We start from the raw sequence: 15,170 nt of genomic DNA, 5'->3' as shown, positions 1-15,170 counted from the left end.
AGCTGAACCCAGTCACGCACGGTTCGCGACGAAGAACCCGTCGAGGCGCGCTTCCACAGGGGGGGCCAGCGGCGGGGTGGGACGAAGCGACCGATGAGAAGCATTGCGGGTGCCGTGGGATGGCTGCTGGTGGCGTTCGCCGCCGCAGGTGGATGCAACGACCCCAGCCAGGAGACCCTGGACGACCCGGCTGGGAAACCCGTCCAGCGCCGCAGCGCGCTCGCCACCATGGCCCCCGTGCTGGTGCGCGACATCACGCCATCGCCCTCCCCTGTCGTGGATTCCTGGGGAAGTGATCCATCGAAGTTCGTGCAGGTGGGCAACAAGCTCTTCTTCGTCGCGCAGGACTCCGCCCATGGCTATGAGCTGTGGGTCATCGATGGCACGGCGGCCGCCCGGCTCGTCCGGGACTTCGCGCCGGGGGATACGAGCAGCTACCCCAGCATGCTGACGGCGTTCAAAGGGTTGCTCTACTTCACCATCTCCTCCGAGCTGTGGCGAAGCGACGGAACGCCCGAGGGGACCCAGCCCTTCTACCCGGAGACGTCCACCGCGCTCGGGGTCAGCGAGCTGAAGGTCATCGGTGAGACGATGTACATGTCCGCGGGTTTGTACAACGAACGGGAGTTGTACAAGACCGACGGCACGCCCCAGAACACCGTGCAGGTAAAGGAGATCCGCGCGGGCTTCGGGATCTCGGCCGATATCAGCTGGATGACGGACATGGGAGGGACGCTCTTCTTCCTGGCCAACGACGGCTACACGGGACAGGAGCTGTGGAAGAGCGATGGCACGAGTGAGGGCACCCAGTTGGTCAAGGACATCACTCCGGGCTCCACGGGTACCACCTTCGACGCCTCGCGCGCGATGCGGGTGGTGAACAACACGCTCTACCTCTCAGTGCAGAACTCCCCCGCGCTCTGGAAGACCGACGGCACGACCGCGGGCACCGTCCTCATGAAGAGCTTTGCCGCCTCCGGCCACCCTCAGGAGATGACGCAGGTGGGGAACACGGTCTTCTTCTCCGCCAATGACGGCGTCTCGGGTGTCGAGCTGTGGAAGAGCAGCGGGACGGCGGCGAGCACCGTCGTCGTGAAGGACATGCAGGCGGGCTCCGGCTCGAGCTACCCGATGAGCCTGATCGAAGCGGGCGGTTGGCTCTATTTCTTCTCCGGCATCAACGCGGCTGGAGACTTGTACAAGAGCGATGGAACGGACGCGGGCACCCAGTGGGTCGCCACCTCCCGCTACATCTACTGGGAGCGCAACATCACACGCGCCGGCACGGGTGTGTACTTCTTCGAGCGCGGAAGCACCTCGGATAAGTACGCGCTGTCACGGTACGACACGGTGTCGGGCACCAAGACGGTGCTGCACACCTTCACGCCGACGAGTTGGAACGGCTTCTCCTCTCCCACGGCGTTTGGACTGTGGGACAACACGCTCATCTTCGCGGCGAATGATACCGGGGTGGGCCTCGAGTCGTGGAAGACAGACGGAACCCCGGAGGGCACAGTGCCCCTGGCGAACATCTCTATCCCCACCCATGGCAGCAGGCCCGCAGGGTTGGTGAGCCTGGAAAACAAGCTCTTCTTCACGGTCTTCACGGGCACCGGACGTGATCTGTGGTCGAGCACTGGGACAGAGCCCGGTACGACGGTGGTGAAGCAGGGGTTCGGGGGCATCTTCTATCTGTCACCCCAAGGCGGCACGGTGTACTTCAGCGGGCACACCAGCACGGCAGGCAATGAGCCGTGGCTGAGCGATGGGACGGAGGCAGGCACCCGGCTCATCAAGGACATCAACCCCGGCACGGCCAACAGCTCCCCCTGGAGCTTCGTGCTCCTCAACGGCAAGCTGCTCTTCTTCGCCACCACGCCGGCCAACGGCAGCGAGCTGTGGGTGAGTGATGGAACCGATGCGGGGACGATGCTGCTGAAAGACATCAATCCCGGCACGGCCTCCTCCTCGGGCCGCGTCCTGGGGGTGGTGGACGGTGTGGCCTACCTGTCCGCGGACGATGGGGCCCATGGCTATGAGCTGTGGAGGACGGATGGAACCGCGGCCGGCACAGTGTTGGTCAAGGATCTGGTCGTGGGCACGGGAAGCTCCTATCCCAGCGAGCTGAGGGGCTTGAACGGCTCGGTTGTCTTCGCTGCGTACAACAGCGCCTCCCAATCCCTTCTGTGGAGGATGAATCCGTCTGGCAACGTGCAGCAGGTGACGATCTCGTCGTCCGGGGTCATCTCGACGGGCCCAACGGGGCTGACCCTCTACAATGGAGCTCTCTACTTCTTCACCTCGAGCAGGAACGACAAGCTGTGGAAGTACGATGGCACGACGCTCAGCGCGACCGCGGTGGTGCTGAACCGGTTCGTCAATCCCACCAGTCTGGTGTCCGGAGGCAACGGGCTCTACTTCATCGCCGGGGAGCAGCAGCACGGCACCGAGCTGTGGTTCTCTGATGGCACGGCTGCTGGGACTCGCATCGCCAGGGACGTGTACCCGGGCCACCTGAGCGGAGCCGTGGGAGGCAGCCTCCTCGCTGTCCCCTCTCAGGGGGTGGTCGTCTTCCGCGCTACCGACGGCGTGCACGGCGTGGAGCCGTGGGTGTCGGATGGCACCGAGGCGGGAACGTGGATGGAGGGAGATCTCGCTCCAGGACCTGCAACCAGCAACCCCACGGACTTCACGCTCAGCGGCAACAGCGTGTTCTTCAGTGCGGATGATGGGACGCACGGCGTGGAGCTGTGGCGCTTCTCCCTGGGAGCCGCGGATACCACTCCGCCTACCGTGGTGTGCCCCACAGCGGTGACGAGCGAAGCACAGTCCAGCGCTGGCGCTCCCGTCTCCTGGCCACCGGCCACGACCTCGGATGACGTCACTGCATCACCCACGGTGATGTATAGCCATGCCTCGGGCTCGGTGTTCCCTCTGGGGACGACCACCGTGACAGCCACTGCCACGGATGAGGCCAACAACTCCGCTACGTGCTCCTTTACCGTCACCGTCCGAGACACCACCGCCCCTTCGCTGACGTGCCCAGCGAACCTGCAGGTGGAGGCCAGTGGAGCTCAAGGTGCTACGGCCAGCTTCTCGGCCACGGTCAGCGATAGCGTGACGACCAGCCCTGGCGTGACGTACAGCCATGCCTCGAGCTCGGTGTTCCCTCTAGGGACGACGACGGTGACGGCCACCGCTACGGATGCTACGAACAACACCGCCACGTGCTCGTTCACTGTCACCATCCAGGACACCACCGCCCCCTCGCTGACGTGCCCGGCGGCTGTCATTGCCGAGGCTACGGGTTCCGCAGGTGCACCCGTGACGTATGGGGCTGCGGCTTCTTCCGACAGCGTGTCCTCAACAACGCTGACCTACAGCCATGCTTCGGGCTCGTTGTTTCCTCTGGGAACGACGACGGTGACAGCCACTGCCACGGATGAGGCCAATAACACCGCCACGTGCTCCTTCACTGTCAGCGTCCGGGACACCACCGCTCCTTCCCTGACATGCCCGGCGGCCGTCATTGCCGAGGCCACAGGTTCCGCAGGTGCGTCCGTGACGTATGGGGCTGCGGCTTCCTCGGACAGCGTGTCCTCCACGACGCTGATCTACAGCCATGCCTCGGGCTCGATGTTTCCTCTGGGAACAACGACGGTGACGGCCACCGCCACAGATGCAGCAAACAACTCCGCCACGTGCTCCTTCACCGTCACCATCCGGGATACCACCGCTCCCTTCCTGACATGCCCGGCGGACGTCATTGCCGAGGCCACGGGTTCCGCGGGTGCACCCGCGACGTATGGGGCTGCGGCTTCCTCGGATAGTGTGTCTGCCGCGACGCTGACCTACAGCCACGCTTCGGGTTCGATGTTCCCGCTAGGCACCACCACCGTGACGGTCACCACCCAGGATGAGGCGAACAACTCCGCCACGTGCTCCTTCGCCGTCACCGTCCGGGACACAGCGCCCCCTTCACTGACGTGCCCTGCCGACATCACCGCCGAGGCGCAAGACAGCATCGGGGCAACGGTCTCCTTCCCGCCGCCCTCGGTGAGCGATGCCGTCACCAGCAGCACCGAAGTGACGTACAGCCATGCTTCCGGCATCACCTTCGCCCTCGGCGAGACGCAGGTGCTCGTGGTGGCCAGGGATGAGGCGGACAACACCAGTTCCTGCTCCTTCCGCATCACCGTGAAGGACAGCCAAGCCCCCGAGCTTGCCTGCCCAAGCCCCATGACCGTCGAGGCCACCGGGCCCGAGGGGGCCCAGGTGACGCTTGCCTCCGCCACCGTGAAGGACTCCGTGACGACCAGCCCCCAGGTGACCTACCGCCCGAACTCGGGCGACACCTTCGCGCTGGGGGAGAGCGTCGTCACCGTCACCGCGAAGGATGCGGCGGACAACATCGCTACGTGCAGCTTCTCTGTCACCGTCCGGGACACCCTGCCCCCGGCCATCGCCTGCCCGGCCGACATCGAGGTGGAGGCACGAGACGCCTCAGGAAGCCCGGTGGAGTATCCGGCCTCCACGGTGAATGACACCGTGACGGCCAATCCCTCGGTGGCCTACAGCCAGACCTCGGGCAGTGTCTTCCCCGTGGGCACGACAACGGTGACGGCCACCGCTACGGACGCAGCAGGTCTGACGAGCTCATGCTCCTTCCGCGTGAGCGTGAAGCCTCTGGACACGCGGCCTCCCCCTCAGTCCGTGGAGGGGGAAGCCGGCTGCGGCTGCGGCACCACGAGCAACTCCCAGGCGGCACTCTGGGGGGCCCTGGCGCTGATTGCATGGCCGGCCCTGCGGAGGACCCTCTCCCGCCGCACTTGAGGAGTGGCCCAGACGACGGGGAATGCGGACTCCCGCAGCGTAGCTCTATGGAGCGTTGAGGCGAACCATCGACATGTCGTACGTCCGATCGGTGACGGCACCCACAGCCAGGTTGCCGGGCCTGGACAAGCTTTGGGTCGCAAGGTCGAGATACAACCGGTTGTTTGGGTTGGTGTCGCTACCCCGGCTGGTGTTCTCTGTGCCTGGATCGTGAAACGAGTAGTACGTCCGGCCCTGAGCGTCGACACCACGCCCGGTCACCACGACGAAGTGGTCGGTGATGTTGTCTGCATTGAGCGAACCAGGCTTGTGGTTGACGCCCACCACGACAGGCCTGTTCAAGGCAAGCTGCTGATCGATGTATTGACGGCCTCGCTCCGCGCCCGTCGAGTCCGGGACGATGTTCCCTTGCTCGTCGAACCGACGGGTCTGGATGCGATTGTTGGCCCCCGGCAGCATCGAGGCGCCCGCAGCAGAAACCATGGCAGAGGCCGCTTTCAAACAGGCGGTTCTGCCTGGGGTGAAACCATTCCCTGGTTTGAACTGGCTGTAATAGGGCACTTCGACGTGGACCGCAGGGCCCGTGAGAGAAGGTGCCACGGGTTGCAAATCATTGCTTCCCACCGGAGTGGGACTCCCGCCCGAGAGGACCGCAGCGCGACGCGGAGCCCTATCGAAGCTGTCGGTCCTTCCTGGAACGACAGAGGGGGGCTCGGCCGGAACAGGCCTGACCGGCATCTCGGCGGGCGAAGCGGGCTGAGTCACCGTGGGAGCACGTGCCCCTCCACGGCCAACGGAGTAGTTCTGGGTCATGGCATCCTCCAAAGCAACAGCGTGACAGTACTCGCGCGATGGCTACTCATGAGGCGCCGCCGCCCCCTGATCGAGCAAGCGTGCCCATGAACCGAGGGCCCCTGACGGAGCTGCGGACCACGCGGAGAGGTTCGAGGTGCAAGATTCTTCCGCAGAGCCATGTCCGCGCACTCCTCCCCGAGTGGAATCGACGACACGGCATCGCACGAAGGTCAAGCTGCTGCGGCGGGAGTGGGTCCTGGACCCGAGTTGGGGGAAGAGTGAAGGGAGGGGCGGGAGCAGAGAGACAGAGCACGGTTCACGACAAGTGTGGGAGGACCCAGTAGGGACGTCGGTGCGCTCACCCCACTGCCCTACTGGGTAGTTGCCTCCACACAGCCGGCACTCGAACACCTCGAGCACCAAGCTCCTGAGCACTGGCCCACTGCAGGTCTTCGGCTTGTCCGGCCGCGCAAGTGCCTGGAAAGACTAGACCGGAATGAGGACGCAAGCCCGCGCGGCGCGCTCTGCCCAAGTTGGTACGGTTGTCATACCGGTCGGTTCCAGGTGCCCGACACGAGCATTGTCCCCGAGTCAGAGCTGACTCAAGGAGGGGGAGCGTCCAGGAGAACGAAGGGTTTGAAGCCAGGCGGCGGTAGTTCCCCAGGCATTCAAGGCTTCCTGTCCGGATTTCCAAGCACGCAAGCAATCTGAGATGCTTGCGTGCCCCACCCAGAGAACTTCCAAGCCGTAATGCCGAACTCACACGCTCAGTCCTCCTCCTGGTTCATCGAATCAGACCGTCTGTGCATTTCTTTGAGCCATCTCCCCCCGGAGATTGCCTCCCGTGTAGCGCTGCGTGAAGACGAATGGCGGGCGAAAGGCTGGCGGGACGCCCACTACTTGCATTTCTCCGTAGACCAATGGGTCGCACTTGGACGCCCTGTCGAGTACGGCGGGGACGAGGAAGAGCGCGCGTGCCTCCAGGAGGAGTGGGTTGAACTCCAGCACCTGCTCATGGATCTGCTGGCGCTCGAACAGCAATCCATCCGCTGTGAGGTGGTGGGTGTACCGGGCAGCGTGGGGGCGAAGTACAAAGTTCGAGTCGACGGGGAGCAGATTTCAGACACGTCCACTGTCTTCCCGTGGTTCGTGGCTCCAGATGGAAGCGCGCCTCGCCCCCTGATGCCTACTGCCGCCTGGGCCTGCACCGAAGCCCGGCTCGCGAGCCACGCGTCCGTGCACGAACAACTTGCGCGCCTCGCTCGAATCCGAGCCGCTCTGGACGATGCCTCCAGGATGCTCTCAGGACGCGTTCAGTTCACCCCCGCAGGCTATCTCGCAAAGTTCGAACCTCAGCAAGTGGCGAAAGTGGGGCTGCGCTGGGAATCGGAGCCGGACGCGACAGACGTCGTCTCTCTGCAACCCTACGCCGTTCTCCCCAATGGCACTCATGCCCCGCTGCCACTGGGCACCGTGAGACCTGGAGGGATTGCCGGGACCGACAACCGCCGACCGCTGGTCCTACCCCAAGGGGCGGCTCAAGTCCTGGAGAACCTGCGTCCCCTGCAGCGGCGCCTGATAGGAGACGTACAACGGGAACTCGCTGACCCATCCGTCGTCGTCCCCGAAGGACTGGACGCAGACCCCATCCTGGACCTGTCTCAGTACTCTCAGAGAGTCATGGGGTTCGAAGTCCTTCGTGGCCGACAACCTCCCGAGAGAGCTGAGGGTTCCGGACTCGAATGGTTCGATCCATCCGATGACACTGGAGTGTTTTCGTTCACGCTTCAGATTGAGCAGGGTGAGGGACGTGCTCCTCTGTCGCTCCCACTGCGTTCCCGGGAAGAGGCTCTGCGGCTCCTGGATCAGAACGACAGCGCGTTAGCGAAGGGGGACAGTGCTCCACTGGTGGTAGGGGACCACCGATTACGTCCGAGTGAGGTCCTGGGGCGCCAACTCCGCACCGCGCTTCATCTGTCGGAGCAGCCCTCGGAGGAGGGATCGTCTGGAGCAGGCTTGAAGAAGGCCCAGGGAGGTCGGACACGTGAAGCAGCCATCGTACGCGAGTTGGAGGCCACGCCTGCTCGCCCTGGCGTAACCGATTTGGCTGAGGATTCCGTTCCTTGGGATCTCCTGCGAACCGCACTGTTACCGGGAGTGCAGCTCAAGCCCCACCAACACCATGGGATCACGTGGCTGTGGCATCGCGCCATGTCCCAGGACCCCGGCGTCCTGCTCGCTGACGACATGGGGCTTGGCAAGACGTTGCAGGTCGCCTGCTTCCTCACTCTCAGGCGCCTGATGCAGCGTGAGCAGGCTCGTCCACAGCTCGTCGTCTGTCCCACCATCCTACTCGATAACTGGCGCCAGGAACTCTCTCGTTTCTTCGAGGCACGAGTCTGGCCGGAACCATTCATCCTGCATGGCCCTGGCCTCCAGGCGGTATCGCGCGCAGGCGAGCTCAACACCGCCTTCCTTGAGCGTCAGGACATGATCCTGACGAACTATGAGACGCTTGGAGCGCATCAACGCTCGCTCCTGAAAATGGACTTCGATGTCGTCGTCTTCGACGAGGCGCACAACCTCAAGAATCCGGACACGTTGCGCTCGCGCGCCGCACGCGCCCTCAAGCGCTCCTTCGCGGTCGCGCTGACAGGAACGCCGGTCGAGAATGAATTGCTCGATGTCTGGGCCATCTACGATGCCATCCAGAGCCGGGAACCGCGCGTCTTCGGTACACGCGCCTCCTTTCGCGAGGAATATCAGGGCGACCGCGCTGTGGCGGCCCTGCGAAAACGGCTTGGCTATCCTTCCCCCCATTGCACTCTCCTGAGGCGTGAGAAGGCGGATGCCCTCAAGGATCTTCCTCCGAAGCTTCCAAAGAGCCTCACTGTCGAGATGACCGCGGTCCAGGAAGAGCAGGAGCGCCTCATCGCACAACAGGCGCGGAAGCGCGGCGTGCTCTGGGCCCTCGCGGCGCTACAGAAACTCTACCAGCATCCGGCCCTTCTCTCTGAGGCTCGAGGAATGGCGACCACTACGGCGCTTCACGAAAGCCCGAAGACACGCTTGTGCCTGGAGTTGCTGGAGCGCATTGCGAACCAGGGAGGAGGAGCTCCTGCAGAAAAGGCCCTGGTGTTCGTCCTCTCGCGAGCCATGCAGGACCTCCTCGCGCAACTCATCCAAGAGAGGTTTCGGCTCAAGAGCGTGCCCATTCTCAACGGGGAGCCCGAAAACAGGAGGCTGGCCCTGAAGTTCATCGACGACTTCACACGCGCTCAGGGGTTCCAGGTACTCATCCTGAGTCCGCTGGCCGCGGGAGCTGGGCTCAACATCGTGGCCGCGAACCATGTCATCCACTACGGACGCTGGTGGAACCCCGCCAAGGAGGATCAAGCCACGGACCGCGCTTATCGCATCGGCCAAGTGCGCCCGGTCCACGTCTATTATCCGTTGCTCCACCGCCAGGGGCGTAAAGACGCGGGGTTCGATGTACAGCTGAACAGTCTAGTGGAGCGCAAGCGCGCCATGGCGCGCGACTTCTTGTCACCCGAGTACGAGGACTCGAAGCAGTACACGAGCGTCTTCCACTCCTAGGTCCATTTGAACAAGGCAGGGCCATGCCATTTGTATCACTGTTGCGAAGCATCACCCTTATCCAGGCTATCGGCGTCATCGTGGCGCTTGCGCTCCTCGCAATGGGCCTTGTGTGGTGGCGGTGGCTCAGGCTGTCGCGAGCCATTCGTGCGCTGGATACGAACCTGACGGACTTGCTCTCCGGTCAGCGTGAGGAACCTGACTCGAGCGAACTGGGACGGTCGTTGTGGCGTGCCGTCCGAGAGCAGCTCGTCTTCCCTCCCGGACGCCAGCAACTCCCAGGGCCCGTTCTCATGCGGTCCTCCCCCTCACAAGCGCTGCGCGAGAGCTGTCGTTCCCTCTTCCGCCACTCCGCAGGCCATGGCTTTGGCAAGAACCTGACTGGAATCGCGCTGGTCCTCACGTTCAGTCTCCTCGGAGTCGTGCTCGTCGGGCCTGTGCAGGAGGCACTGGCCAGTAACGGAACGAGAACAGACTCCCAGTCGAGCCTGCTCTCACAAGCTATTGGCCAGATGGGCGCCAAGTTCTTCGTGTCCGCCGCGGGGCTCGTACTCTCATTTCTCTTTCAATGGGTCGCTTCAGCACTCGAAGGAAGGCTGCTCGCCCGGCTGGATGCGATGCGCACAGGGTTCGAGCGCAACACCCAGACGCTCGAGGCGCACGAGATTGCTTTGGCGTCCGCTCGTAAGGACGCTCTGGGAGAGCTGAAGGGCGAGCTCTCACAGACCCGCCGGGAATTGTCCGAACGGCTTGAGCAGCTCGAGAGCGTGAACGTCTGCATCCAAGACATCGGCACCCAGGTCCAGGCTCACTTCGGGACGATGATGAAGGAGCATGTCGGCGACGTCATCACCCGGCAGCTCACCTCAGTCGAGAGAGCTGTGCGGGAGATTGCCGCAGAACTACAGCGCTCCATCGCCTCTGGTTTCGCCGCGACGCTGCAGAAGGAAATGTCCACGGTTCGCGCACATCTAGAAGCAATGAACAAGGTGCTCTCCGAGCGGCAGGAGCACGACCTGGGTCGCATCATCGAGCAGCTCCGGGATACGGTATCCGGAGGATTTCAATCGCAGTCGCGGGATATGGCGCGCCAGATGGAGGAGCTCGTGAACGTGCTCCCGAGGCTCGAGCATCAGTTCGAGACCATGTCACAGATGATGGGTAGCAATGCGCGTCAGTGGGGAAGCGAGAACCAACGAACGATTGACGCGCTGGGCGAAAAGGTCTCCGCGCTCGTGGGGAGCTTCGACAAGGTCCGCGATGGATTGGAGACCGCAGTGGCGCGCGTGCTCAAGGCATCAACCGAGTCGTCCCATCGGCTCGGTCTGGAGAACCAGCAGGTGCTTGGCCAGTTGCAGGGTACCGTCCAGGAGGTGCTCTCAGAGATGAAGGAAAGCTCCCGGCAACTGATGAACGCGGCGTCTCGGTCGGCCCAGGAACTCCAGATGCACACCGAGCGGCAAGCAGGGACTTTGAATCATCAGGTCGAGGCGCTGCGCGCTGCCGCTGCCATGGATATGAGCAGCGTTCAAGCAAAATCCAAGGAGTTCGCGGCAACCATGGGGACGACTCAGGAGGGGCTGCGTAAACTCACTGAGCAGCTGAGTGTCGCCGCATCCCAGCTCGTCTCCGCGACCCGCGAGGTCGAAAGGAACCAAGGTAACTCGGAGAAGCTCTCAGTCCGGATGGATGAGGTCGCAAATCGGCTGATCTCAGCTGCCAGTTCGTTCAACCAGCTCTCGGAGGAGCGTAAGAAGGTCATCGAACGAGAGGAGAGCCTGTTGAGCGTACAGCGCCAGGCGCTCGACCGCGTTGACCCAGTCCTCAAGGGGCTGACGCGTACCTACGAGGAGTCAGTGAGTCGGCAGGCTCAAACGCTGAGCGGACATTGGACGACAGTCACTGAGCAACTCAGTGCCGTGGTGGGGCGGACTTCGGGCGAACTCCTGCAGGGCGTGGAAGATCTCACGGAGGTCGTGGAAGACCTCAAGAAGACTCTACAGCCACAGGCGAGGCGGACGTGAGTTCGTCTGGAGACGGGAGCGACCGATCCCTCGCGGATCTCATGGCCGGCGTCGCGGTGGTGTTCCTTCTGCTGGCGGTCATCTTCATCCTGGAGGCGCGGCAGCAACGAGAAGCCGCCATCCAAGAGAAAGAAGCAGCCATTGGGGTAGTGGATTCCCAGAAGGAAGGGGTTCAGTCGTCGCTCCTCGCACTCCGAGAAGACCTGATCGTGCTGGATGCCACGCTGGATGGAGGATTCATCGCGCTCAGTGGGTTGGACGGCGGAGTGAATGCGTTGGAGATTGAGTTCAAGAACCTGCAGTTCGGGCTGGGGCAGTGCCACACCCCTACTGCCTATGAGGAGCAGTTCGAGCGAGGTGCCATTCCGCTCATCCACCGCGTCTGCCAAGCCATCGACTCCATGAGGGATGCTGGCGCGGAGCCCAGCATCATTCTCGAGGGGCATACGGACGACCGCCCATTTCTCGGAACAAGTGGAGAGTGCGGTGTCCGCAATGGCTCTGCCCAGGTCAGCTTCGAGAACAATGTTCGAGCCAGTGCCGCCCGCGCTCAAGAGGTCTTCTTCACGATACGCAGCCAGTTGTGGGACGCGGGCTACGAACTGGACTGTCTGGATGCAAACTTCGTCGTTTCTGGACGAGGGCAGACGGCACCGCGTCCCGGAACCACGGGCAGTGACCCATCCAACCGCAGACTCGTCATCCGGGTTCGCGGCGACCTGCGATTGTAGGAGGCGCGATGGGCCTGGATTCGTGGCTCACGGAGGTTTCCGAACGAGAGCGCTCCCTTGTAGCGGGGCTCGACACGCTCCATGCGCAAGTGATGAACGGGCTGAGGCAGCTCTCCACGCGTGTGGAGGCCGCTCATCAGCGGGTAGACAGCAAGGAGCCGGAGCGCATTCTTCGTGCTCGCCAAGCACTCGATGTGCCAGTCCTCCTCGGCAAGTTGGATGCGCGCGATTTCACCAGCCTGTCCCGCCGGGAGCAGCGCGCGATGCCGGGACTGTGGCGCGAGGTGGGGCTGGAGCGCATGGAATGGTTCCTTGCGCGGAGTCCCGAGAGCTGGCCGCGGCTGGTGAGGCAACGTCTGCGCGACTGGAGTGTGTCCGAGGAAGGTCCGCTGCAGACAGCATGGGCGAAGCTGGCGGGAAGGTGTCCACAGGACTCGCGCTCTTTGCGATGGAAATTGCCCCTCCCCATCGACGAGATACTCGGACCGCAAGGGCCTGGGCTCTTCGCGACGCACTGGAAGGAGCGATCTCTTCTGGAAGCCATCGAGGCACTTCGGGCTGCCGGAGTGAAGCCGAACACCGCCTTTGCCGGCCACGTCGTGGCGGAGTACCTCCGCCGAAGACTTCAGGCGGGCCGGGATGTCTCCGAGAGCCTGACGTTCGTCCTGAGCGGTTCACACAATCAGGCTTGGCTGCCCCAACTGGCTGCAGGAGCCGCATCCGCCATTCCGTTGGAAGCGCGAGTGGCCGTGGTGGCGGCTGCGCTGGAGTGTCGGGCGAGCAGGCTGCTCAGCGAGGGTGTTCGTAGCCGTCTCGAGGAGAGCCTCGTCTCCAAGGACAGTGTCTTTGGCGATCCCCGGATCAAGACCTTGACCGAAGCCTGGACTCAGGTCAGGCAGCGATCGCCAAGAGCTTTCGATGACTTCCTGTCCGCGCTCATCCAGCAGGATCTCGAATTCTTCTTCGAGCGTGCGATGAGAGAGGAGGACCGGCGCCGATTCTGGCTTCGCTACCTTGGTTCTATTCGATCGACGACGTGCTGGCTCGACCCAGCGACGTACGGCGAATTGAGCCGCACGGCCGCGACACTTCCACCCGAGCAGCATGCCGCATTCAGGAGAGCCAGGAAGCTCTCGAAGGGGCGGGTGAGCGCATTCATTCTCTCGTTCGAGCGCTACGTGGTAGTCGAATTTTCCGACACCGGCAACGCGGCCTTCGTCTATCGACATCAGGACCTTGAGAAGAAGCTGCGGGGCGAGCCAGTCGAGAGTTCCAACGACCTCAGCGATGGGCTGTACGGGAAGTTCACAACTCGGCGGCTCACCCACGGAGTACGTTGGCAGGACCGTTTCGCGCAGGCCCTGCTGGAGCTCGGCATCGACTGGGACCGCCGTCCGAAGCGCTGAGCTCTCGCGTACCCTGGTGGCTCCATGATGAGCGGCTGGAAATACTCGCCCTGACGCATCGGAGTGCAGCACCGTCACCAGGTCACGTCCCACGCGAGCGTCACGGTGCCGCCCTGCTCCGGGTACATCTCGCCCCGAGCCACGAAGTGGCGGGCCACGGGATCGAACTCCGTCACCTCGAGCACGCCCCCGCCTGAGACGTAGAAGTGGTGCTCGCGGTTGCCCAGGATGTCGAGCAGGCCGCCCGCGAAGCCGGGGGCACGGCTCGCGGGCGCCGGGAGCTGGACGGATGTGCCCTTCACCGGGCCCGGGAGGAAGGCGATCGAGGAGTAGCGCCAGGTCTCCACGCCTCCTCCCGCCAGCACGCATCCGGAGAACCAGATGTCATAGACGTCTCCTGGGTGAGGCACCACCGAGACGGCGAGCCGGAACGTCCCCGGGGAGCGGTCATCCACCCTCGCCGCGAAGCGCCCCGAGGCCTTCGAATAGCTGCTCGGCTGGTAGTTCGAACACTCGACGTTGCCCACCGGATCAATGACGTCCGGATCGGTGACATCGGGTGGATCGGGCACTCCGCCGCAGTCCCCTCCTGCCAGGAAGGGTGTGAGGAACAGCAACAATCCGCACCTGCGCAAGGATGTCTTCATGACGTGGCCCCCGAGGATAGACCCATTCCAACGCCAACCATCTCAACACTGAGGTGCCATTGTCGACCCGCCGCGCGGTGGACCGCCGTCGCAGGCTCGCGGTATGGCCGCCCGCCCCAGACGTTCTTGGAAATGGGGGGCGCTGCTCATGCGTAGGGAGGGCACTCCGGATCCAGAGCAGGAACCGGAGTGCAGTGATCAGCCCGCTCCCATTTCTTGAGGAGTCGAGATCCATGCCACTACGTGTATTCATTTATCGTGCAACATTGTTGCTCGTTTCCCTGGTTTTCCTGCCCGGCGCCATCTCGGTTTATGTCGACGTGAGCGGACGCGTCCGCTTCTCCGATGGCACCTCTGCCGCGGGAGTGACCGTCTTCCTCCAGGATTCGTCGAGTGGTACCTCGTACACCACCACCACGGATGGCTCCGGCCTGTACGCTCTGGAGGTGCCCCGCGGCACCTATCATGTGGGCGTCCAGCTCCTCACTCCCAGCTTCTCGGGTTCCCAGATCCTGATCACCTCCGGGAATTTCGGCGTCGACAGCTTGCTCAACCTGACGACCCAGGATGTCATGCTCGAGGGCCACCTCCTCGAGAACAACAAGCGCCCCTGCTCCGCCGCACAACTCGTGGGCGTCAACGCCACTGGCGAATTCCACGTCACGGCGAACTCCGCAGGGGAGTACTCCGTCCGCATCTTCGCCGGCCCCTACATCCACATGAGGATGGTGGGGAACACCCAGTCCCCCTGTCTCATGGAGAACCTCCCCAACCGGACGTTCTCCAGCAACGTCTTCATTGACTACCGTTTCCCCGACATCTCCCAGTGTGATGCCCCGAGGGAAGGGGGTGGCACCGGAGGCGGTAACGATCAGGATCCCGAGGAGTCCCAGCCCATCGACCCTCCTCCCAATCCCCCCGGAGATCCCGGCACGGATGGCCCCCTTTAAATCCAGGTAAGGATTTTCGAGGTCCCCGTCTCCCCATCATGGCGGAGCGAATGGCTCGCTCCGCACTGAAGAGGAGGGTCGACAATGTCGCAGAGTCACAAGGCCGTGGAGCTTGCGAGCGTCCTCCAGGGCATTTGAAGAGGCTGGCTCACCAGGGGTAAGAGGCACGCCGGTCCGCGTCCCCCCT

8 protein-coding genes are annotated in these 15,170 nt (G+C 63.6%); 6 read left to right on the top strand and 2 right to left on the bottom strand.

Going from position 1 to position 15,170, the window contains the following annotated elements; genetic code table 11:
- Nucleotides 1-93: 93 nt before the first annotated feature.
- A complete protein-coding gene (locus KY501_RS45910) occupies nucleotides 94-4,833 on the top strand; it encodes an ELWxxDGT repeat protein (protein WP_224371206.1) in 4,740 nt (1,579 codons plus the stop codon).
- Between the two features lie 45 nt (nucleotides 4,834-4,878).
- Here the strand turns inward: KY501_RS45910 and KY501_RS45905 are convergent, their stop codons facing one another.
- Nucleotides 4,879-5,433, bottom strand: a complete 555-nt coding sequence (locus tag KY501_RS45905; RefSeq protein ID WP_224371204.1) for a hypothetical protein — start codon at nucleotides 5,431-5,433, stop codon at nucleotides 4,879-4,881.
- 945 nt (nucleotides 5,434-6,378) lie between these two features.
- On the opposite strand from KY501_RS45905, the gene KY501_RS45900 reads away from it, so the two are divergent.
- From KY501_RS45900 to KY501_RS45885, 4 genes are read left to right on the top strand one after another with little or no spacing between them, the layout of a single operon-like run.
- The gene (locus tag KY501_RS45900) at nucleotides 6,379-9,225 is read left to right on the top strand and encodes a DEAD/DEAH box helicase (protein WP_309243053.1); all 2,847 of its coding nucleotides are present in this window, start codon (nucleotides 6,379-6,381) and stop codon (nucleotides 9,223-9,225) included.
- Nucleotides 9,226-9,248: 23 nt separating this feature from the next.
- Nucleotides 9,249-11,249 (top strand): coiled-coil domain-containing protein, encoded by a 2,001-nt coding sequence (locus KY501_RS45895; RefSeq protein WP_224371202.1) that lies wholly within the window; start codon nucleotides 9,249-9,251, stop codon nucleotides 11,247-11,249.
- Complete coding sequence (locus KY501_RS45890; RefSeq protein ID WP_224371200.1) at nucleotides 11,246-11,980, top strand: hypothetical protein; 735 nt, start codon at nucleotides 11,246-11,248, stop codon at nucleotides 11,978-11,980. The genes KY501_RS45895 and KY501_RS45890 overlap by 4 nt, the downstream gene beginning before the upstream one ends.
- A gap of 8 nt (nucleotides 11,981-11,988) precedes the next feature.
- Nucleotides 11,989-13,386 (top strand): EH signature domain-containing protein, encoded by a 1,398-nt coding sequence (locus KY501_RS45885; RefSeq protein ID WP_224371198.1) that lies wholly within the window; start codon nucleotides 11,989-11,991, stop codon nucleotides 13,384-13,386.
- 74 nt (nucleotides 13,387-13,460) lie between these two features.
- Here KY501_RS45885 and KY501_RS45880 read toward each other — a convergent pair whose 3' ends face one another.
- Nucleotides 13,461-14,033: a hypothetical protein gene (locus KY501_RS45880; protein ID WP_224371197.1), complete on the bottom strand. Its 573-nt coding sequence runs from the start codon at nucleotides 14,031-14,033 to the stop codon at nucleotides 13,461-13,463.
- Nucleotides 14,034-14,266: 233 nt separating this feature from the next.
- On the opposite strand from KY501_RS45880, the gene KY501_RS45875 reads away from it, so the two are divergent.
- A complete protein-coding gene (locus tag KY501_RS45875) occupies nucleotides 14,267-14,983 on the top strand; it encodes a carboxypeptidase regulatory-like domain-containing protein (RefSeq protein ID WP_224371195.1) in 717 nt (238 codons plus the stop codon).
- Nucleotides 14,984-15,170 lie beyond the last annotated feature (187 nt).

Source organism: Hyalangium versicolor, assembly GCF_020103695.1.
In the GTDB taxonomy this organism is placed as follows: Bacteria; Myxococcota; Myxococcia; order Myxococcales; family Myxococcaceae; genus Hyalangium; species Hyalangium versicolor.
This window is presented reverse-complemented; position numbering and strand designations above follow the sequence as displayed.